The 19649-nt window shown below is 66.3% G+C and carries 20 protein-coding genes and 1 tRNA gene; 2 read left to right on the forward strand and 19 right to left on the reverse strand.

The annotated features are described in order from the left end of the window. Positions 1-161: 161 nt before the first annotated feature. The 10 genes from GRI99_RS12460 to ccoN are packed head-to-tail and all read right to left on the reverse strand — an operon-like array spanning position 162 to position 9446. Positions 162-1478 carry a radical SAM protein gene (locus tag GRI99_RS12460; protein WP_160772384.1) on the reverse strand — a complete coding sequence of 439 codons (1317 nt, stop codon included), beginning with the start codon at positions 1476-1478 and terminating at the stop codon, positions 162-164. A 31-nt stretch (positions 1479-1509) separates the two neighbouring features. Next, positions 1510-1740 (reverse strand): hypothetical protein, encoded by a 231-nt coding sequence (locus tag GRI99_RS12465; protein WP_160772385.1) that lies wholly within the window; start codon positions 1738-1740, stop codon positions 1510-1512. Continuing rightward, positions 1737-1892 carry a cbb3-type cytochrome oxidase assembly protein CcoS gene (ccoS, locus tag GRI99_RS12470; protein ID WP_160772386.1) on the reverse strand — a complete coding sequence of 52 codons (156 nt, stop codon included), beginning with the start codon at positions 1890-1892 and terminating at the stop codon, positions 1737-1739. The genes GRI99_RS12465 and ccoS overlap by 4 nt, the downstream gene beginning before the upstream one ends. Next, positions 1889-4009: a heavy metal translocating P-type ATPase gene (locus GRI99_RS12475; protein ID WP_160772387.1), complete on the reverse strand. Its 2121-nt coding sequence runs from the start codon at positions 4007-4009 to the stop codon at positions 1889-1891. The genes ccoS and GRI99_RS12475 overlap by 4 nt, the downstream gene beginning before the upstream one ends. Next, on the reverse strand, positions 4006-4473 hold the full coding sequence (locus GRI99_RS12480) for a FixH family protein (RefSeq protein ID WP_160772388.1): 468 nt from the start codon (positions 4471-4473) through the stop codon (positions 4006-4008). Before GRI99_RS12480 ends, GRI99_RS12475 begins: the two co-directional genes overlap by 4 nt. Continuing rightward, the gene (gene ccoG, locus GRI99_RS12485; RefSeq protein WP_160772389.1) at positions 4473-5927 is read right to left on the reverse strand and encodes a cytochrome c oxidase accessory protein CcoG; all 1455 of its coding nucleotides are present in this window, start codon (positions 5925-5927) and stop codon (positions 4473-4475) included. The genes GRI99_RS12480 and ccoG overlap by 1 nt, the downstream gene beginning before the upstream one ends. Next, complete coding sequence (ccoP, locus tag GRI99_RS12490; RefSeq protein WP_160772390.1) at positions 5914-6855, reverse strand: cytochrome-c oxidase, cbb3-type subunit III; 942 nt, start codon at positions 6853-6855, stop codon at positions 5914-5916. The genes ccoG and ccoP overlap by 14 nt, the downstream gene beginning before the upstream one ends. Next, positions 6845-7018: a cbb3-type cytochrome c oxidase subunit 3 gene (locus GRI99_RS12495; RefSeq protein ID WP_160772391.1), complete on the reverse strand. Its 174-nt coding sequence runs from the start codon at positions 7016-7018 to the stop codon at positions 6845-6847. Before GRI99_RS12495 ends, ccoP begins: the two co-directional genes overlap by 11 nt. Next, the gene (gene ccoO / locus GRI99_RS12500; RefSeq protein ID WP_160772392.1) at positions 7015-7779 is read right to left on the reverse strand and encodes a cytochrome-c oxidase, cbb3-type subunit II; all 765 of its coding nucleotides are present in this window, start codon (positions 7777-7779) and stop codon (positions 7015-7017) included. The genes GRI99_RS12495 and ccoO overlap by 4 nt, the downstream gene beginning before the upstream one ends. Before the next feature lie 14 nt (positions 7780-7793). Beyond that, on the reverse strand, positions 7794-9446 hold the full coding sequence (gene ccoN / locus GRI99_RS12505) for a cytochrome-c oxidase, cbb3-type subunit I (RefSeq protein ID WP_160772393.1): 1653 nt from the start codon (positions 9444-9446) through the stop codon (positions 7794-7796). 214 nt (positions 9447-9660) lie between these two features. On the opposite strand from ccoN, the gene GRI99_RS12510 reads away from it, so the two are divergent. Continuing rightward, positions 9661-10347, forward strand: a complete 687-nt coding sequence (locus GRI99_RS12510; RefSeq protein ID WP_160772394.1) for an OmpW/AlkL family protein — start codon at positions 9661-9663, stop codon at positions 10345-10347. A 32-nt stretch (positions 10348-10379) separates the two neighbouring features. On the opposite strand, the gene GRI99_RS12515 is transcribed toward GRI99_RS12510, so the two are convergent. The 9 genes from GRI99_RS12515 to aspS all read right to left on the reverse strand — a co-directional run bounded on the left by GRI99_RS12515 (position 10380) and on the right by aspS (position 18050). Continuing rightward, complete coding sequence (locus GRI99_RS12515) at positions 10380-11078, reverse strand: Crp/Fnr family transcriptional regulator (protein WP_160772395.1); 699 nt, start codon at positions 11076-11078, stop codon at positions 10380-10382. A gap of 74 nt (positions 11079-11152) precedes the next feature. Beyond that, a tRNA-Met gene (locus GRI99_RS12520) sits at positions 11153-11229 on the reverse strand. Positions 11230-11309: 80 nt separating this feature from the next. After that, complete coding sequence (locus GRI99_RS12525; RefSeq protein WP_160772396.1) at positions 11310-11999, reverse strand: Crp/Fnr family transcriptional regulator; 690 nt, start codon at positions 11997-11999, stop codon at positions 11310-11312. 3 nt (positions 12000-12002) lie between these two features. Next, on the reverse strand, positions 12003-12530 hold the full coding sequence (locus GRI99_RS12530; RefSeq protein ID WP_160772397.1) for a 2'-5' RNA ligase family protein: 528 nt from the start codon (positions 12528-12530) through the stop codon (positions 12003-12005). Continuing rightward, a complete protein-coding gene (mltG, locus tag GRI99_RS12535; RefSeq protein WP_160772398.1) occupies positions 12527-13498 on the reverse strand; it encodes an endolytic transglycosylase MltG in 972 nt (323 codons plus the stop codon). Before mltG ends, GRI99_RS12530 begins: the two co-directional genes overlap by 4 nt. A gap of 3 nt (positions 13499-13501) precedes the next feature. Then, positions 13502-14761: a beta-ketoacyl-ACP synthase II gene (gene fabF / locus GRI99_RS12540; protein WP_160772611.1), complete on the reverse strand. Its 1260-nt coding sequence runs from the start codon at positions 14759-14761 to the stop codon at positions 13502-13504. A 120-nt stretch (positions 14762-14881) separates the two neighbouring features. Then, a complete protein-coding gene (locus GRI99_RS12545; RefSeq protein WP_160772399.1) occupies positions 14882-15118 on the reverse strand; it encodes an acyl carrier protein in 237 nt (78 codons plus the stop codon). Positions 15119-15238: 120 nt separating this feature from the next. Beyond that, positions 15239-16165 (reverse strand): hypothetical protein, encoded by a 927-nt coding sequence (locus tag GRI99_RS12550; protein WP_160772400.1) that lies wholly within the window; start codon positions 16163-16165, stop codon positions 15239-15241. Between the two features lie 103 nt (positions 16166-16268). Next, on the reverse strand, positions 16269-18050 hold the full coding sequence (aspS, locus tag GRI99_RS12555) for an aspartate--tRNA ligase (protein ID WP_160772612.1): 1782 nt from the start codon (positions 18048-18050) through the stop codon (positions 16269-16271). Between the two features lie 286 nt (positions 18051-18336). Between aspS and rnd the strand changes: the two genes are divergently transcribed. After that, positions 18337-19554 (forward strand): ribonuclease D, encoded by a 1218-nt coding sequence (gene rnd, locus GRI99_RS12560; RefSeq protein WP_160772401.1) that lies wholly within the window; start codon positions 18337-18339, stop codon positions 19552-19554. The last annotated feature ends 95 nt before the right edge of the window (positions 19555-19649 follow it).

The raw sequence follows: 19649 nt of genomic DNA on the forward strand, positions 1-19649 counted from the left end.
CTGGGGCGGCGTGCTTCGGCCCGCTGCCCCGTTTTTTTGTGGGCAGCCAAACCTTGAAAGTGCGAGAGTAGCGGCTGCACAGCAGCCCGCAGACCAGCCAATCCGGGGTCGCGTAAACCGCCCTGGATTGCTTCGCTTCGCCCGCAATGACGAATTGAAGATCAGATCGCCGAACTGAACCGGCGCGGGCTCTGCTGCCGGTAAGGATCGAAGGCCGCGGCAATGCTGCGGGCATAGGGCAGCGCGTGCGGCGGGATCACCAGCATGCATTGCCCCTCGATCAGCGCCAGGCCCGGCTCCAGGTAGGGAACCAGGCGCGGCATGGCATCGGCCAGCAGGTCGGCTGCCACGCGGGCCCGTCCGCGGCACAGAAGTTCCTCAATCACCGCGCCGCGCCGCCGGTCGTCCACGCTGCGTTCCTTGCCGTGGCCGGTGGGAAGCTGCGACTGCGACAGGATCATGCGGTAGCGGCCGGAATTCTTCTCGTTCTGCACCAGCAGGTCCGGGAAGGAGGAGATGGACGAGGCCCCGAGCCCGATCAGCACCTGCGCCTGATCGTCGGTAAACCCCTGGAAGTTGCGCCGCAGGGTGCCATCCTTCACCGCCCGCGCCATCGGGTCGCCCGGCAGGGCAAAATGGTCGAAGCCAACGGGCTTGTAGCCCTTGCCCAGCAGGTGTTTGTGCCCGTCGCGCGCCATGGCAAAGCGCATCTGGCCATCGGGCAGGTTGCTGCCGTCGATCCGCCGCTGGCGGGGCAGCAAGTGCGGCACGTGGGCATAGCCGAACAGGGCGATGCGGTCCGCCCCATACTGTGCCGCCAGGTCCAGCGTCTCGTCCAGATCGGCCATGGTTTGCCCGGGCAGGCCGTACATCAAGTCGAAATTCAACGAGGTGATCCCGGCGCGGCGAAGCATCGCCACGGCAGCGTCAATCGTCTCGCGCGGCTGCACCCGGCCGATGGCCTCCTGCAGGTGCGGGGCAAAGGTCTGCACGCCCAGGCTGGCGTGAGTGGCTCCCACCGCGCCGAAGACGCCTTCCCACTCCGCCCCCAGGCTGCGCGGATCGAGCTCCACCGAAACCAGCGGATTGTTCAGCGGCAGGTGCAGCACCAGTTGCTGGAACAGGCGCACGAAATCGACCGGCGAAATGGCGTTGGGGCTGCCGCCACCAAAAGCGATCCGCGCCACGCGCGTGCCGGCGGGCAGCAACTGGCCAACCAAGGCAATCTCGCGGTGCAGCGAATCAAGGTAACTGGCCAGCCGCTGGCTGCGGTTGGCGGCGGACGTGTTGCAGCCGCAATACCAGCAGATCTTCTCGCAGAAGGGGATGTGCACATAGAGCGACACATCGCCCGTGGCGGTGCTGATCGCGGCGGCTTGGCGTTCCGGCGTTATGTCCGGCCCGAATTCCGCCGCCGTGGGGAAGCTCGTGTAGCGCGGCACAGGGGTCGCGAGCAGATCTGGATGATAAGGCCACATGCCGTTTCTCTCGCAGGAATCGGGCAAGGCTTCATTGCCCTCGGTCAAGAAGCTTGCGGCGCTGGCCGGTGTGGCAGCCCTTGGCGCAGCACGGGACCGGAGCGGCGGGCAGCGGCGCACCCGAGCGATCGCGCAATTGCACCTGCATGGCACCGCCACCGCACAGCGCCAGCATCAGCGAGGGGTGGCCCTGGTCCTGCGGCAGCGGGCCGACCATGGCCGGCAGCAGGGCCATGACGCCCGCCACGGATGCGAGGTTCATGCCTCCGGCCCTCCGTCATCGTCGATCAGGATGCGCGAGGCGGCCCCGTCCGGGTCTTCGAACTGGCCGCTGCGCATGGCCCAGAAGAAGCTGGCGAGGCCCATCAGGCCCAGCCCCAGCGCGATGGGGAGCAGGATCAGCACACCGTTCATTTTGCAGCCCTCACCAGACGCAGGGAGTTGGCCACCACCAGCAGCGAGCTGAGCGACATGGCCGCCGCCGCGATCAGCGGGGTGACCATGCCCGCCAGCGCCAGCGGCACGGCCAGCGCGTTGTAGCCGATGGCCAGGGCAAAGTTCTGCCGCACCACCTGCATGGTGAAGCGCGCTGCCTTCAGCGCCTTGGGGATGGCGGTCAGACTGCCCTGCACGAACACCAGGTCTGCCGCCTGCATCCCCACATCGCTGGCGCTGCCGGGGGCCATGGAGACATCGGCTGCGGCCAGTGCCGGGCCATCGTTCAGCCCATCGCCCACCATCAGCACCTTGTGCCCGGCCCCTTGCAACAGGGCGATGGCGTGTTGCTTGTCTGCCGGGGTGGCACTGGCCTGCCCGGTCAGGCCTGTCTGGCGGGCAACCTCGGCCACGGCGGGCGCGGCATCGCCCGAGAGGATCGAACAGGTGATGCCCTGCCCTTCAAGCCTGCCCAGCGCCTCGCACGCATCATCGCGCAGACGGTCGGCAAAAGGCACCAGCCGCAGCGGCTTGCCGGGAAGGTCGATGGCCACGGCGGTGCTGCTGGCCCCTTCCGGGCGGCGCAGGGCCACCGGCTGGCCATCGAGCAGGCCGCGCATCCCCTGCCCCGGCTCCTCGACCACGTTCGTTACTGCAGCCGGCTTGACGCCGCGCCGCGCCAGTTCGTCGCACAGGGCGCGCGACACGGGGTGGCGGCTGTGCGAGGCGAGCGCGAGAGCCACGGTGGCAGCATCGGCCGGCAGGGCATCCAGCGCGGCCGGATCGGGCTGCGGGCGCCCCACGGTGAGCGTTCCGGTCTTGTCCAGCAGCGCCCGGTCAATAGTCGCCAGCCGCTCCAGCGCGGAGCCGTCCTTGACCATGATCCCGGCGCGCAGCAGCGATCCGCTGGCCACCACCTGGGCCACCGGCACGGCCAGACCAAGCGCGCAGGGACAGGTGATGATCAGCACGGCCACCCCGATCACCAATGACTGGTAAAGGCTGGCCCCGGCGATCAGCCAGCCCACCACTGCGCTGGCCGCCAGCGTGTGTACGGCCGGCGCGTACCAGCGCGCGGCGCGGTCGGCCAGGCGCACGTACTTGCTGCGGTTCTGGGTGCTCGCCTCCATCAGGCGGGCAATCTCGGCCAGCGTGGTATCGCGGCCCGCGTGGCTGACAACCACGTCCACTGGGGCATCGAGGTTGAGCGTTCCGGCCAGCGCCGTTCCGCCGCGCGCGATGGCCACCGGAGCGGTCTCCCCGGTGAGCAGCGACTGGTCGAACCGGCTGGCCCCGGCGAGGATCTCACCGTCTGCGGCCAGCCGCTCACCGGCGGCCACGCGCATTATCATGCCCGGTTCCAGCGCTTCGGCGGGCAGCCATTCCAGCGCCCCGCCATCACGCACCACCAGGGCCCCCTGTGCTGCCTGGCTGAGCAGCGCGTCCACCGCCCCGCGCGCCCGGTCGCGCATCATCGCATCCAGCACGCGGCCCGCCAGCAGGAAGGCCAGCAGCATCAGGGCACCGTCGAACCAGGCGTGTTCGCCGTGCGTGGCCGTCTCATACAGGCTCAGCAAGCAGGCGATGGTGACACCGATGGAGATCGGCACGTCCATGTTGGTGCGCCCGTGCTTCAGCGCGCTCCAGGCAGACTGGAAGAACGGCCGCCCGGCATAGGCCACCGCCGGCACCCCGATCAGCGCCGAAATCCAGTGGAACAGGTCCCTGGTAGAGCCGTCTGCACCCGACCAGACGCTGACCGACAGCAGCATCACGTTCATGCCGGCAAAACCGGCCACGGCCAGCGGCCCCAGCAGCGGCTTGACCGCGGAAAACGGCTTCTCCAACGCCCTGGGCTGGCGCTTTGCGGCAAAGCCGATCCGCTCCAGCTCGTCCACCAGTTGCCGGTCATCCAGCGTGGCATCGTGGACCACGGTCAGCAGGCGCGAGGTGAGGTTCAGCCGTGCGCTGGCCACCTGCGGCAACTGGCCAAGGCCGCGCTCGATCTTGCTCATGCAGCCGGCGCAATGGGCGCCCGGCACGGCGAGCACGCTGGTTTCGAGCTGGCTTTGCTGGCGGGCAGTCGCGGCGCTCATTGCACGCTCACTTCCTGCCGCCAGACATCGCTGCCACTGGCAAGCTGCAGCCGCAGGGTCCAGCGGCCTTCCGGCAGCGGAGCAGTGGAGACATAGCGCCCGTCGGTCGCACGCCGGAAAGTCAGCGCCTGGTCGGGCTGCCGGCCCAGCGGATGGCGGGCCATGGCAGTCACCGCCAGCGGATCGGGCGCACCGTTGACGCTGATGGTAACGCTGCGATCAGCCGCCACGTCGCTTGCCACCTGCCAGCCCAGCGCCTCCTGCGCCCGGGCCGCACGCAGCCAGCCGTTGAATTCCTGGCTGGCGACATAGGAGTTCTCGACCACGATGCCGCCGAAGCTGCCACGCGCGATCGTCATCATGGTCACGTTGACGGCGATCACCACCCCGAAGAAGGCGATCATGATGGCCAGCATGTGCCAGCCGGTGAAGGGCCCGCGCGGGGCCTCGGTACGCTGCGTCATCATGATCCTCCTGCACCCTGGAACTGGGTTTCCACTTCGGCCCGCTCGCCGCCGGGCTCGGTGGCGATGGCTTCCAGCTCGAACGGCTGGCTGGCGGTAGCGCGCGGGGCCACGATGTAGACCCGCACAGTCTGCGTCTGGTCGGCCGGCACGCGCAGCAGCAGCTCGCGCGCAGCCGCTTCGGCGGGCATGGCATCGGTCCACATGCGCCCACCGGGCAGGCCTTCCAGCTTTACCAGCATGTCGCGCGGACGGCTTTCCATGTTGCGCAGCTTGACCGTGTAATTGTTGCGGACCGAGCCATCGCGCATCACCGTGAAAGCCGGGTTCCGGTCCGGCGCGGCGGTGATCTGGGTGTGCGTGCGCGTTCCCAGCAGGAACAGCAGGCCCGCGCCGATGCTGCCCCATATCAGGAAATAGGCGATCGTGCGCGGACGCAGCAGGTTACGCCAGGCCGGGCGGACAACGCCGGTCTTCGCCTCGACCTCGGCATCGTCCAGCGTGACGTAGTCGATCAGCCCGCGCGGGCGGCCCACCTCGCCCATCACCCGGTCGCAGGCATCGATGCACAGGCCGCAGGTAATGCAGGAGATATCCGGACCCTTGCGGATGTCCCATCCGGTGGGGCACACGGCGGTACACATGCCACAATCCACGCAGTCGCCATATTCGCCGGGGTTCTTCTCGGCCTTCTTCAGGCTGCCGCGCTTCTCGCCGCGCCAATCCTTGTAGGTCACCAGCAGCGAATGCTCGTCCATCAGCGCGCTCTGGATGCGCGGCCAGGGGCACATGTAGATGCACACCTGCTCTCGCATGAAGCCGCCCAGGGTGAAGGTGGTCGCGGTCAGCACGGCCACGCTGATGTAGGCCACCGGGGCGGCATCGCCGGCCCAGAAGTCACGCGTGAGCGTGGGGGCATCGGCAAAATACATGATCCACGCGCCACCGGTCCAGAAGGCAATGGCGAGGTAGATCGTCCACTTGATCGCCCGGCGCACCACCTTGCCCCAGGTGAAGGGCGCGGCGTCCAGTTTCATGCGGGCATTGCGATCTCCGTCAACGAACCGGTCGACGTGCTGGAACAGGTCGGTCCACACCGTCTGCGGGCAGGCATAGCCGCACCAGGCGCGGCCCACGGCGCTGGTCACCAGGAACAGGCCGATGCCCGCCATGATCAGCAGGCCGGCCACGAAGTAGAATTCGTGCGGCCAGATCTCGATGTCGAACATGTAGAACCGGCGGTGCGCCAGGTCGATCAGCACGGCCTGGTCCGGGGCATAGGGGCCCCGGTCCCAGCGGATCCACGGCGTGAGGTAGTAGATCGCCAGGGTCACGCCCATGATCAGCCACTTGAGGCGGCGGAAGGGCCCGTCGATCCGCCTGGGATGGACAGTGCGACGGGCCTGATAGTCCCCCAGGGGGCTATGGTGAATTACCGGATCATTGTTGGCCATTGGTTCCTTCGCTTTCCGGTGTGACCTCCGGAGCGGTGGTGGGGGTTGCGGCAACGGGGGCGGCAAAGGCTTCGCCGCCGCCCAGCGAGTGGACATAGGCCGCCAGCATGCGAATGGTGGCCGGATCCAGCTTGTCTTCCCACGCGGGCATCACGCCATGCCGCGCGCTGTTGACCTGCTGCGCAACTGCCGCGCGGCTGCCGCCATAGAGCCAGACCGCATCGTTCAGGCTGGGCGCACCGAACTGGCGCAGACCGCCTCCCGCAGGACCATGGCAGACCGCGCAGTTGGCGGCATAGACCGCCGCACCGGCAGCGTTGCCTGCACTCTGGCCGGACAGCGACAGCACGTGATCCGTCACCTGCGACACCTGCGCCGGGGTCAGGATCCCCATCTGGCCGAAGGCCGGCATCAGCGACATGCGCGTGGCACTGTCACCCGGGTGGCGGATGCCATGGACGATGGTCGCCTCGATGGTCGGCAGGTCGCCGCCCCAGATCCACTCGTCGTCGGTCAGGTTGGGATAGCCCTCACTGCCCGCGGCATTGGCCCCGTGGCACTGCACGCAGTGGACGCGGAAAGCTGCAGCCCCGCCCGCCACGGCTTCCTGCATCAGTTCGGCATTGGCCGGCAGGTCCGCGATCGGGGTGGCGGCAATGGCCTGCAGGATCGGCGCGCGGCGCGCCTCTTCGGCGGACATCTCGTCCGCCAGCTGGCCCCGGCTGGTCCAGCCCAGCACGCCTTCGGTGCCCTTCTCGAGCAGCGGCCAGGCGGGATAGAGGATGACGTAGACCAGCGACCAGATGACCGTGGCATACAGCGTCCACAGCCACCAGCGCGGCAGCGGGTTGTTCAGTTCCTCGATGCCATCCCATTCGTGACCAACGGTTTCGACGCCGGTCGGTTCGTCAACTCGCTTATTGCCCATTTTCGCGGTCCTCGAAGATCATGGTGGCAGCCCGGTTGTTGTGCTCGCGCGCACCGGGGCGGAACGGCCACAAGGCCAGGGTGAGGAACACCAGCGTCATTGCCAGCAGACCCCAGCTGTCAGCCATGTGGCGCAGGAATTCATATGTGGAATGCCAGCTCATCGGCCGGTCTCCCGGGCAAGGTCTTCCTGCGCGGCAGCCGCATCGACATCGACCATCGTGCCCAGCACCTGCAGGTAGGCGACCAGGGCATCCATCTCCGAGATCAGATCGGGATTGCCGTCGAAATCGCGCGCCTGGGCGCCGGGATAGCGCGTGGCGAGATCACCTGCCGGGGTGCCGGGATCGGCCTGCCCCAGCACGTCCTGCCGGGCCTGTTCGATCTGCTCGTCGGTATAGGGTACACCCACCCGGCTCAGCGCCGTCAGGTGATCACCCACATACTCGAACTCCAGCGGCGTTTCCGACAGGAAGCCGTATTGCGGCATCACGCTTTCGGGCACCACGCTCTGCGGATTAGCCAGATGCTGCACGTGCCAGGCATCGGAATAGCGCCCGCCCACGCGCGCCAGGTCAGGCCCGGTGCGCTTGGAGCCCCACTGGAAGGGGTGATCGTACATGGACTCGGCCGCCAGCGAGTAGTGGCCATAGCGCTCCACCTCGTCGCGGAACGGGCGGATCATCTGACTGTGACAGGTGTAGCAGCCCTCGCGCACGTAGATGTCGCGCCCGGCCTGTTCCAGCGGGGTGTAAGGACGCATGCCTTCCACTTTCTCGATCGTATTATCGATCCAGAACAGCGGGGCGATCTCCACGATGCCGCCGATGGCTACCACGACCAGCGCCACCGCGCCCAACAGGGTGACGTTGCGCTCAAGCCGGGCGTGGCCGCTGAGGAGATCCTTGGGTGTATTGTCGGTCATCTTGTGTGCTCCCCTCAGGCGGCCGGCTGGCTGACCAGCGGACGGTCGGCGGCAGGGTTGTAGGCGGGGCTCGTAAGCGGCTTTTCGTCGCGCTGCTTGCCGGCGATGGTCAGCCAGATGTTGACCACCATGATGATCGCGCCGGCCAGGTACAGCAGGCCACCGAAGGCGCGGGCCACATACATCGGCCACATCGCGGCAACCGTCTCGGCGAAGCTGTTCACCAGGTAGCCGTCAGCACCGTATTCGCGCCACATGTAGCCCTGCATCATGCCCGCGACCCACAGGCTGGCGGCGTAGAAAACGATGCCGATGGTCGCCAGCCAGAAGTGCCAGTTGACCATGCGCAGGCTGTAGAGCCGTTCCCTGCCCCACAGGCGCGGCGCCAGGTAATACAGGACGGCGAAGGTGATCATGCCGTTCCAGCCCAGTGCGCCGGAGTGGACGTGGCCGATGGTCCAGTCGGTATAGTGCGACATGGAATTGACCCACTTGATCGACAGCATCGGGCCTTCGAAGGTGCTCATGCCGTAGAAGGCCAGCGCCCACACCATCATGCGGATGATCGGATCTGTGCGGATCTTGTCCCAGGCGCCGTTCAGCGTCAGCAGGCCGTTGATCATGCCGCCCCAGCTGGGCATCCAAAGCATGATGGAAAACACCATGCCCAGCGTCTGCGCCCAGTCGGGCAGCGCGGTGTAATGCAGGTGGTGCGGACCGGCCCAGATGTAGAGGAAGATCAGCGACCAGAAGTGGATGATCGACAGGCGATAGCTGAAGATCGGCCGTTCCGCCTGCTTGGGCACGAAGTAATACATCATGGCCAGGAAGCCGGCGGTCAGGAAGAAGCCCACCGCGTTGTGGCCGTACCACCATTGCACCAGCGCGCCCTGCACGCCGCCGAACAGCGGATAGCTGCGGCTGCCCAGCACACTCACCGGCATGTCCAGGTTGTTGACCACGTGCAGCATGGCCACGGTCAGGATGAAAGCCAGGTAGAACCAGTTGGCCACATAGATGTGCGGCTCTTTGCGCTTGATGATCGTGGCCACGAACACGACGAGGTAGGCGACCCAGACGATCGTCAGCCACCAGTCAACGTGCCATTCGGGCTCGGCATATTCCTTGCTCTGGGTGACACCGAGCAGGTAGCCGACGGCGGCCAGCACGATGAACAGCTGGTAGCCCCAGAACACGAAGCGGGCGAGGCCCGGGAGGGCCAGCCGTGCGCGGCAGGTGCGCTGCACAACGTAGAAGCTCGACGCGATCAGCGCATTGCCGCCAAAGGCAAAGATCACCGCGCTGGTGTGCAGCGGACGGACCCGGCCAAAGTTCAGGTAAGGCTCGAAGTTGAGCTGCGGGAAGGCCAGTTGCAGGGCGATGAACAGCCCGGCCGCCAAGCCCGCAATGCCCCAGAACAGCGTGGCGATCACGCCCCAGCGGACCGGATCGTCATCATAGTCCGTCTCGCTGCCCACCGGCCGCCGCCAGTTGCCCAGCGCATCGATCTTCGATCCGGTGAGCGTCCACCACAGGCCGACGACTGCGGCCACGGCCACGATCGTCATCTGGGCAGAAAATCCAAAGTCGTGCCCCAGTGCCGCAGCAACCAGGGCGATCACCAGCAGGGCAAACCACATGCCTGCGCGAGTCGTCAGAGATTCCATTGACCATTCCCCTAAGAGATGGCCCGCCCTGCCCATTGGGAGCGCTATCGGCATTGACTGGCATCAAATTGAAAATTTCGGCTGCGTGAAATTTTCATGCGTGCGGTTTGCGGTTGATCAATGTTGCCGCGCACCAATCGGCGCATTTGCCCGGCGTGCCGCAAACACCCTTGGCTGCATGGGGCAGCCACTGCGGCAAGTACGGAGAACAGACATGCGCCAGTTTTCGCGCACCACTTTCGCCTCGCTCGCCAGCGCTGTCGCCATGATGGCCGCTGCGGGTGCCAGCCCCGTCCAGGCGCAGGAAGCCGGAGACATCCAGGTCAAGGTGCTCGCCACTGCGGTGCTGCCCGATGGCAAAATCACCGACGTGGCGTTGCTGGGACCCCTGCCCGCCACCACCCAGACCGCCGCGAACGACAACGTGGTGCCCACGGTGGCGATCGAATACTTCTTCACGCCCAACATCTCGCTGGAAACGATCTGCTGCATGACGCAGCATGACGTGGACGTGGTGGCCGGCCCGCTGGCGGGCGCCGAGGCGGTGTCCAACGCCCGGGTGATCCCGGCAACCTTCACGCTGAAGTATCACCTGAACCCGGGTGGCGTGTCGCCCTATGTGGGCGCCGGCCCGACCTACTTCCTGTGGATCAACGATGCGCCCGGCGCGCAGACTATCCCGCTGGGCGTGACCCGCCAGTCGCTCAGCAACGAGCTGGGCGTGGCCGTGCAGGCCGGTATCGACGTGCCGGCGGGCAACAACTTCATCGTTTCGCTCGATGCCAAGAAGTACTGGGTCAACACCACGGCCCGCTGGTTCGCCGGCAATACCCGGGTGATCGAGACCACCCATGCGATTGACCCCTGGGTGCTCAGCGCCGGGGTGGGCTTCCGCTTCTGATGAAAATGATGTGGCGGGCGGGCCGTTGAGGCTTAGCCCGCCATATCCACCAGCGCCTGCCGGTCCAGGATGCGAACCGTGCGGCGCGTCGGCAGGTCAAGGATGCCATCGCGCTTCAGGCGCGTCATCTGGCGGCTGACCGTCTCGATCGTCACCCCCAGGATATCGCCGATCTGCTGGCGCGAGAACGGCAGGTCGAATTCGTCCAGCGGCCCGTCGTGCGGCGCGGCGCAGGTCGCATCCACCAGCCTTTCGGACATGTCGAGCAGGAAGGTGGCCACCTTTTCTTCCGCACTCTTGCGGGCCAGCAGCAGCATCCAGCTGCGTGTCCGGTCCAGCTCGTCGAGCGTGCGCTTCAGCAGCTTGTGCTCAAGCTGCGGATGCTCGTGGGCGAAACGGTCGAAGTCCGAGCGCGCGAACAGGCACACCTTGGCATCGGTCAGCGCGGTGACCGAATGGCTGGTGGTCTTGCCGAAAGGCCGGCCGATGAAATCCGCCGGATAGACCACGCCCACGATCTGCTCGCGCCCGTCCTCGGTGGAATTTGTCAGCTTGAGGATCCCGTCGATCACGTTGGCGACCAAGGTGGAATCATCCCCCTCCCAGATCAGCGGATCACCGGCGGCCAGCGTCTTGCGCCGACCGATGCCGTTCAGCGCGTTGATCTCGTTGTTGTCCAGTGCCGCGCAGATTGCCCGGTTGCGGACCACGCAGGTGTCGCAATAGCTCATGAAGACCGCTTAGCACTCCCCCGCCCGCGCGGCAATTGTGACGGCAGTTCTATGCGATGGAATGAAAAGGGGGATGGTAGCGGAGGAGGGACTCGAACCCCCGACACGCGGATTATGATTCCGCTGCTCTAACCGGCTGAGCTACTCCGCCATCCAGGCCTGCGGCGGGCACTTGGTGCCCGGCAAGGCGCGCCATGTAGGGCGCAGTCTGGCAGGGGTCAACCGGGAAAATCAGCGGGTGGCGCCCGCCCCAGAACTGGCCCCGGAACTGGCCCGGTTCATGCGCTGGATCTTGTCGGCCAGGCCCTTGTTGAGCCGCCGTTCGAAAGCGCGGCCAAGTTCGGGCATCGCGGCCATCAGGTTGGCCAGCGCCTCGCGGTCGAACACCGCGATCCGCGCGGGCAGCGCCACCTTGACGGTGGCCGAGGCCCCCTCGCCCGTCACCAGGCTCATCTCGCCCAGGAAGTCGTCCGGGCCGCAAGTGCCCACCGGCAGGCCTTCGTGTTCGATGGCGATCTGGCCGGTGGCGACATAGATCAGCGGCGGGGCTTTCTGGCCCTGGCGCATCAACACCTCGCCGGTATCGGCATCGCGCCAAGTGATTACATCGCGCAGGCGGCGCTGCTTGGCGGGCTCCTCGATGGCCAGCACTTCGGCGATGAGAGCGCGTTCCTCGGCGGTCAGTGCACCCTGGCGCAGACGGCGCGAAAGCCGGGCGAACTGGATCAAGTTGACGGTGAGAAGAACTGCCGCGCCAACCGTTGTCACCCCGGCATCGGCTGCAGCGCCGGCACAAAGGAGGGATGCGAACCCCATTGCGGCCAGCAGGTGCAGCCAGCGCCGCGCCCGCACCAGGAAGGCGGCCAGCAGGAGCAGTCCCCCCAGCACCGCCAGCGGCAAGGCCCAAGCCGTCAATGCCATGTGTCAGTCCCTCCTGCTCCCCCGAAACCGCCAGCGGCCCAGCAGATCCCACGGTCCACCCAGATAAGAATGCAATTCCAACCCGCGGAAGGCAAATTCGCGCGGTTCGACGCGCATGGCGAGGTCCTGCTGCAGGGCGATGGCCTCTGCCAGCGTCACCTTGTTCTGTACGGTAATGTGCAGCCTCGGCCGGGCCTGGTCCTGCGCGGTCAGCATGCCCTTGAAATGGGCGGCAATCTCGTCACGCAGGTCAAGCATGGCCGGGCTCGCCAGCTTCAGCGCCGTACCCCGCCCCAGGCTGGTCACGCCTTCCAGCCGCGCGGGCACAGGCGGGCGGTTGGCCAGTCGCGCCAGCAAGTCGCGCAGTTCGCCTTCCACCATCGGCGGCAGGGCATGGAACAGGGTGACATGGGCCTTCAGGTAGTTGCGTTCAGGCGGGAAGTGGTTGGTGCGCAGTTGGGTCGCCCAGGAATAGAGATCGGGCGGCAGTTCCGCCGTGACGATCAGCGGATGGCCCGGGTTGGCGCTCACATTTCCCCGCGGCTGCGGCGCAGCGCATACCAGCGCTCCACGTTGGCCTGGTGCTCCTCACCCGTGCGGGCGAAGGCATGGCCGCCGCTGCCATCCGCCACCATGAACAGCGCATCGGTCTGATCGGGGTTCAGCACGGCAGCAATCGATTCGCGGCCGGGATTGGTGATCGGCCCTTCCGGCAGGCCGTCCATCGAGTAGGTGTTGTAGCCGTTGACCGCGCGGATCTCGGATTGGCGGATGCGGCGGCCCAGCGGCTTGCCTCGAGTGATCGGGTAGATGATCGTGGGATCGGCCTGCAGCCTCATGCCGATACGCAGGCGGTTGGAATAGAGGCCGGCAACCATGCCGCGTTCTCCCGGCACGCCGGTTTCCTTCTCCACGATGGAGGCCAGGATCACCGCCTCGCGCGGGCTGTTCACCACGCTGCGCGGCCCCTTGGTCGGCCACAGCTCGGCCAGCGTCCGGGTCATCGCCGCCTGCATCCGGTCAAGCACGGCCTGGCGGCTTTCGCCCCGCTCGAAATCATAAGTATCGGGCAGGATCGAGCCTTCAGCCGGCACTTCGATACTGCCGGTCAGCAGCGGCTCTGCCATCAGCTTTTCGTAGACGAGGATGCTGGGCATGCCTTCGGGCACGGTGACCATGCGGCGCAGGGCCACCCCATGCTGCAGGATGTCGAGGATACCGGCCGCGCTAGACCCGGCGGGAAGCATGAATTCGCCCGCCTTGATCGGATCGCCGCTGCCCAGGATCTTGGCGCGCAGCAGGAAACCTTCGGCCGAACCGATCAGTCCCTCCTCCTCCAGCTTGCCGGCGGTGGAAGTGAGCGTCGCGCCATCGGGCACGATGAAGGCGGTGTCAGCCTCGACCTGGTCGGTCAGGTACCAGCCGCCCGCCAGCCACACGCCCAGCGCCAGCAGCCCGGCGACGAGCAGGCCGAAAAGCAGACAGCCGAGCTTGCGCATGGCCTAGTCGAGCGCCTTGACCACCAGGCTGGCGTTGGTCCCGCCGAAGCCGAAGCTGTTGTTCAGCGCGGCGCGCACGGGGCGCTTCCTGGCCTTCAGCGGCACCAGATCCACGCCTTCAGTGCCTTCATCCGGGTTGGTGAGGTTGAGCGTGGGCGGCACGATCTGGTCACGGATGGCGAGGATGCAGAAGATGCTCTCAACGGCGCCTGCGCCGCCCAGAAGGTGGCCAATCGCGCTCTTGGTGCTGCTCATCGATGCGCCGGACAGGTCATTGCCCAGCACGCGCTTCACCGCCGCCAGTTCGATGGTGTCGGCCATAGTGCTGGTGCCGTGGGCGTTGACGTAATCGATGTCGCCCGCCGAAAGGCCGGCTTTCTTCAGCGCCATGCGCATGGCATTTTCCGCGCCCGCGCCATCAGGATGCGGAGCGGTGACGTGATAGGCATCGCCCGACAGGCCATAGCCGACCACTTCGGCATAGATCTTCGCGCCGCGAGCCTTGGCGTGTTCGTATTCCTCCAGCACCACCACGCCCGCGCCCTCGCCCATGACGAAGCCGTCACGGTCCTTGTCATAAGGGCGGCTGGCTTCGGTCGGCCGGTCGTTGAAGCTGCAATTGAGCGCGCGGGCCTGGGCAAAGCCGGCAATGCCGATGGGGCAGATTGTCGCTTCCGCGCCGCCCGCCAGCATGATGTCGGCATCGTCATCGCGGATCATCCGCGCCGCATCACCGATCGAGTGCGCGCCGGTGGAGCAGGCGGTGACCACTGCGTGGTTGGGGCCCATCAGGCCGTACTTGATGCTCACCTGCCCGCTGATCAGGTTGATCAGGCGGCCGTGGACGAAGTGGGGGCTGACGCGGCCGGGGCCACGCTCGTGCAGGTTGACCGATTCCAGCTCGATCCCCGGCAGGCCGCCGATGCCCGAACCGATGCTGCACCCGGCGCGCAGCTTCTGCTCATGCGTCATTTCGGTGAGGCCAGCGTCTTCCAGCGCCTGGCCGGCGGCATCGATGCCGAAGACAATGAACGGATCGACCTGGCGCTGGATCTTGTGGTCCACCCGCTTGTCAGCGTCAAAACCCCAGGGATGGTCCTTGCCCTTCACCTCGCCGGCGATGGTGCACTTCTGGTTGCTCGCGTCGAAATGGGTGATCGGCCCGATGCCACTTTCCCCGGCCAGCAGGTTGGCCCAGGTGGTTTCCACATCGCCACCCAGCGGGGTGACGAGGCCAAGTCCGGTTACGACCACGCGACGCATAGGCACTCTCTCTCCTCAAAACCACGAAAGGCCCAGCCACGCATGGCCGGGCCCCTCATCCCCGTCCGCCCATCCCCTGCGGGTACGGTGCGGGCGATATGCGAACAGGGTGTCGGGCGCTTAGCCCGCGTTTTCGTCGATGTACTTGATCGCGTCACCAACGGTGTTGATCTTCTCGGCCGCATCGTCGGGGATTTCCACGCCGAACTCTTCCTCGAAGGCCATCACCAGTTCCACGATGTCGAGGCTGTCGGCGCCCAGATCATCGATGAAGCTTGCTTCCGGATTGACCTTGTCTTCCTCGACGCCGAGGTGCTCGACAACGATCTTCTTCACGCGGTCGGCGGTATCGCTCATGTAACTTCCCTCTCGAAAATTCAGGGTTGGATTTGCACCACGCCCTAAAGAAGGCGTGCCGCCCGCGCAAGGGCAGAACCGCCCGGTGGAGCGCGCCAGCCGGGGAAAATCTATTGTCCGCTAAAGCCCGCGCTGCTCGATCTGCGCCCGTCCACGGCGATATTGCGCCATCCGCGCCAGCCCTTCGCGCCCTTCGCGCTGGGCACCGCGGCTGGTGGTAAGCTGCTGGTAGCCCTGCTCTGCCGCAGCGTAATCACCCGCCTGCTCGGCACACAATGCGTTGTTGTGCACCAGTTGCACGTGTCCGGGAGCCTGCGGCAGCAACGAGGCAAAGATGGCACAGGCTGCCGCCGGATCGCGCTCGGTCTGGCGCATGGCCTGGCGATAGGTGTCGCGCAGCGGGCGCGGCAATTCGTCCCTGCCGCCCATCACCCGGATCGAGCGGCTTTCGTGCGCCGGGGCCAGGGCATAGCGGATCTGCGTGGTGAAATCGGCCAGCATTGAATCGACCTGGGCGTCGAAATCAGGCTCATCGTCGAATCCCGGGCAGAATTCGGCGCCACGGCTGCTTTCCTGCGAATAGCGCCAGACCAGTTGCCCGCCGCGCCGCACCAGCCGCAGCTCCGGGCGCACCACCGTGGTGGCCCGCAGGCATTCCACTTCCCGGTTCTCGCGCGCCTGGCAGTTGTCGTACTGGTCATAGCTGACGCAGACATCGCGCCGCAGCATGGTCACGTTCTCGTCAACGCGGGTCCGCACGTCACCCTGCAGCACGCCATCGGCATCGCGCCCGAAACGGCCGACCAGCACGGACAGCCAAGGCCGGCCATCGATCCGTACATCGCGCAGGGCATCAGCCACCTGCAGCGAAAGGCGCGGCCCGTCTTCGCCAGAGAAATTTTCCACCGCGAGGGAGCGCAAGGTAGCCGCCTCGTCATTCCCGGCAGGGAAATAGCCGTCCACCCGCATCTGCTCGGCGCTCGCGGGCAAAGCCGTAACCAGCGTGGCGACGATTGCGAGAGCGCTGAAACCCCAATTCCTGTGCATCACACTTCCCCCAAAGCAAGCGATGGCCGGGGCATAGGCCTGCACCAATCTACCGTGGCTGAACAGCAGGGTTTTGCGCCGTTCAGTTCGATGACGGGACTTGTCAGGACTTGGGCGCTTCCACCACCCGGATGCTCAGTTCGCGCAACTGCTTCGGCTCGGCCGGGGACGGCGCGTTCATCAGCAGGTCTTCGGCCTTCTGGTTCATCGGGAACAGGGTGATTTCGCGCAGGTTCTGCGCGCCGCACAGCAACATCACCACCCGGTCCACACCCGCCGCCATGCCGCCGTGCGGCGGAGCGCCATAGTGGAACGCGCGGTACATGCCGCCAAAGCGCTCCTCCACGTCGGCCTGAGTCAAGCCGGTGATCTCGAACGCCTTGACCATGGTTTCCGGGCTCTCGTTGCGGATCGATCCGCTGGCGATCTCGTAGCCGTTGCAGACCAGGTCGTACTGGTAAGCCTTGATGGTCAGCGGGTCCTGCGTCTGCAGCGCCTCCATCCCGCCCTGTGGCATCGAGAACGGGTTGTGGCTGAATTCCACTTTCTTCAGGTCCTCGTCCCATTCATAGAACGGGAAATCGACGATCCAGCACAGCTCGAAGCGGTCCTTGTCGATCAGGTCAAGCTGTTCGGCCACGCGGGTGCGGGCAAGGCCTGCCAGCTTGGCGGCCTGCTCTTCCTTGCCGGCGGCGAAGAACACGCCGTCGTTCTCGCCCAGGCCCAGCGCGGCGATCAGCTCGGCCGTGCGCTCCTCGCCGTGGTTCTTGGCGATGGGGCCGCCGGGCACGCCGTCCTTGATGTTGATGTAGCCCAGGCCCGAATGCCCTTCTGCGCGCGCCCAGTTGTTCATGTCATCGAAGAACTTGCGGCTGCCCGCGCCCGCACCCGGCGCCGGAATGGCGCGGATGGTGCCGCCGCTGGCCACGATCCCGGCAAAGATGCCGAAGCCGCTGCCTTCGAAGTGGCTGGTCACGTCCTTGATGATGATCGGGTTGCGCAGGTCGGGCTTGTCCGAACCATAGTCCAGCATCGACTGGGCATAGGGAATGCGCCGGAAGCTGCCCGCCGGGGTTACCGGCTTGCCATCGGCAAAGGCCTCGAACACGCCGGCCATCACCGGCTCCATCGTGTCCCACACTTCCTCTTGCGTGACGAAGCTCATTTCCAGGTCAAGCTGGTAGAATTCGCCCGGCAGCCGGTCGGCGCGCGGGTCTTCGTCGCGGAAGCAGGGGGCGATCTGGAAATAGCGGTCGAAGCCCGCCACCATCAGCAACTGCTTGTACTGCTGCGGGGCCTGCGGCAGCGCATAGAACTTGCCCGGATGGATGCGGCTGGGCACCAGGAAGTCACGCGCGCCTTCGGGGCTGCTGGCGGTGAGGATCGGGGTGGAATATTCGGTGAACCCGGCAGCTTCCATGCGGCGGCGCATGTCGCTGATGATCTGCGTGCGCTTGACGATGTTGGCGTGCAGCGTCTCGCGCCGCAGGTCCAGGAAGCGATAGCGCAGGCGGATATCCTCGGGGTATTCCTGCTCGCCCGCCACCGGCAGGGGCAGTTCGTCTGCGCGGCTCAGCACCTTCACCTCGCGGGCGAAGACTTCGATCTCGCCGGTCGGCAGGTTGGGGTTGATCGTGCTCTCGGCCCGCGCCTTCACCACGCCATCGATGGTCACGACACTTTCCAGCCGCAGCCCTTCCAGCACCGGTAGCGCCACGCTGTCACTGTCGGCCACGATCTGGGTCAGTCCGTAATGGTCGCGCAGGTCCACGAACAGCACCCCGCCGTGGTCGCGCTTGCGGTGAACCCAGCCCGAGAGGCGGATGGTATCGCCCACGTTCGCCTTGCTGAGGGCTGCGCAGGTGTGGGTGCGGTAGGCGTGCATGGTCATGGCGGCTTTTCGTTCTGGTAGGTATGGATGAAGCGCGGGCACAGGCCCGCTGCAAGCGGCGCGCTCTAGCCGTTTGCCGCGCGCCCGTCACCCCTTTTGCGCGGCAGCTTGGCCACACTTGGCCCGCAATCGTGGGAAAGCGGTAACAGGCCGTTGGCGTGAGGGCGGCAAGCGGTTACAGGGCCGCGCATATGGCTACCGCCGCACTGGCCGCAGGCGGAGCGGAAGGGCACAGCGCGGCCGCGGACGGTGAACCGCCCACCAGCATGATGAAGACACGATGCAGATCCATCCCCTGATTACCAAGACCGCCGACCTTGCCGAACTGTGCGAGCGGCTGGCGAAAAGCGAATTCGTGTGCGTGGACACCGAATTCATGCGCGAGAACACCTACTACCCCCTTCTCTGCCTGATCCAGATCGGCAACGAGGAAGAGGCCGCGGCGATCGATCCGCTCGCCGATGGCCTGGACATGACCCCGCTGCTCAACCTGATGTGCGAGAACGAGGACGTGCTGAAGGTCTTCCACGCCGGCGGGCAGGATGTGGAGATCATCTACAACCTCACCGGCAAGACCCCGCACCCCATCTTCGACACGCAGATCGCCATGATGGCCATCAGCCAGAGCGAGCAGATCGGCTATGCCAACCTGGTGGAAAGCTGGCTGGGCAAGACGATCGACAAGGGCGCCCGCTTCACCGACTGGAGCCGCCGCCCGCTGACCGAACGGCAGATCGAATATGCCATCGGTGACGTGACCTACCTGGCCAAGATCTTCCCGCGCATCCTGAAGAAGCTGATCAAGACCGGCCGCGGGATCTGGCTGGATGCCGAGATGGAGAAGCTGGCAGACCCCGCCAACTATGCCAACGACCTGGAGACCGCCTGGCACCGCATCCGCGCGCCGGGCCGCAACCCGGCCGTGCTGGGGCGCATGAAGGCACTGGCCGCCTGGCGCGAGACCGAGGCGCAGGACAAGGACATTCCGCGCGGCCGCATCATCCGCGACGAGACGCTGGCTGACATCGCCAGCCACCCGCCCAAGACGCAGGCCGACCTTGCCAAGGTGCGCGGCCTCAGCCAGGCGTGGAAGGATAATGACATTGGCCGCCGCCTGATGAAGGTGCTGACCAAGGCCGAACCGCTGCCGGAAGACGAAATGCCCGACCGGCCCAAGCGCGGCGCCCCGCTGGGCAAGGAGGGGGCGCTGGTGGCAGACCTCCTCAAGCTGCTGCTGAAGATCCGCAGCCGCGAACTGGATGTCGCCTCGCGCCTGCTCGCCCGCTCGGAAGAGCTGGAGGAACTGGCCGCCGGATCGCGCGACATGCCGATGCTGGAAAGCTGGCGCTACGAGACCTTCGGCAAGGATGCGCTGGAACTGGTGGAGGGCCGGCTGGCCTTTGCAGTGGAACGCGGACGGCTGAAGATGACCCGGCTTGAGCGCGATACCCCCGCACCTGCCGAAGCCCCGGCGGAGATCGAACCGGCGGCGGAATAGCCCCGCGGGCTGACAAATCCTGTTACCATTGCGACCGCCGCTTGACGGCCGCCCGGTTTGCGCCGCATTCCCCGCCTGGGTCGCGCGTAACTGGT

Source organism: Alteraurantiacibacter buctensis, assembly GCF_009827655.1.
GTDB classification, from domain to species: domain Bacteria; phylum Pseudomonadota; class Alphaproteobacteria; order Sphingomonadales; family Sphingomonadaceae; genus Alteraurantiacibacter; species Alteraurantiacibacter buctensis.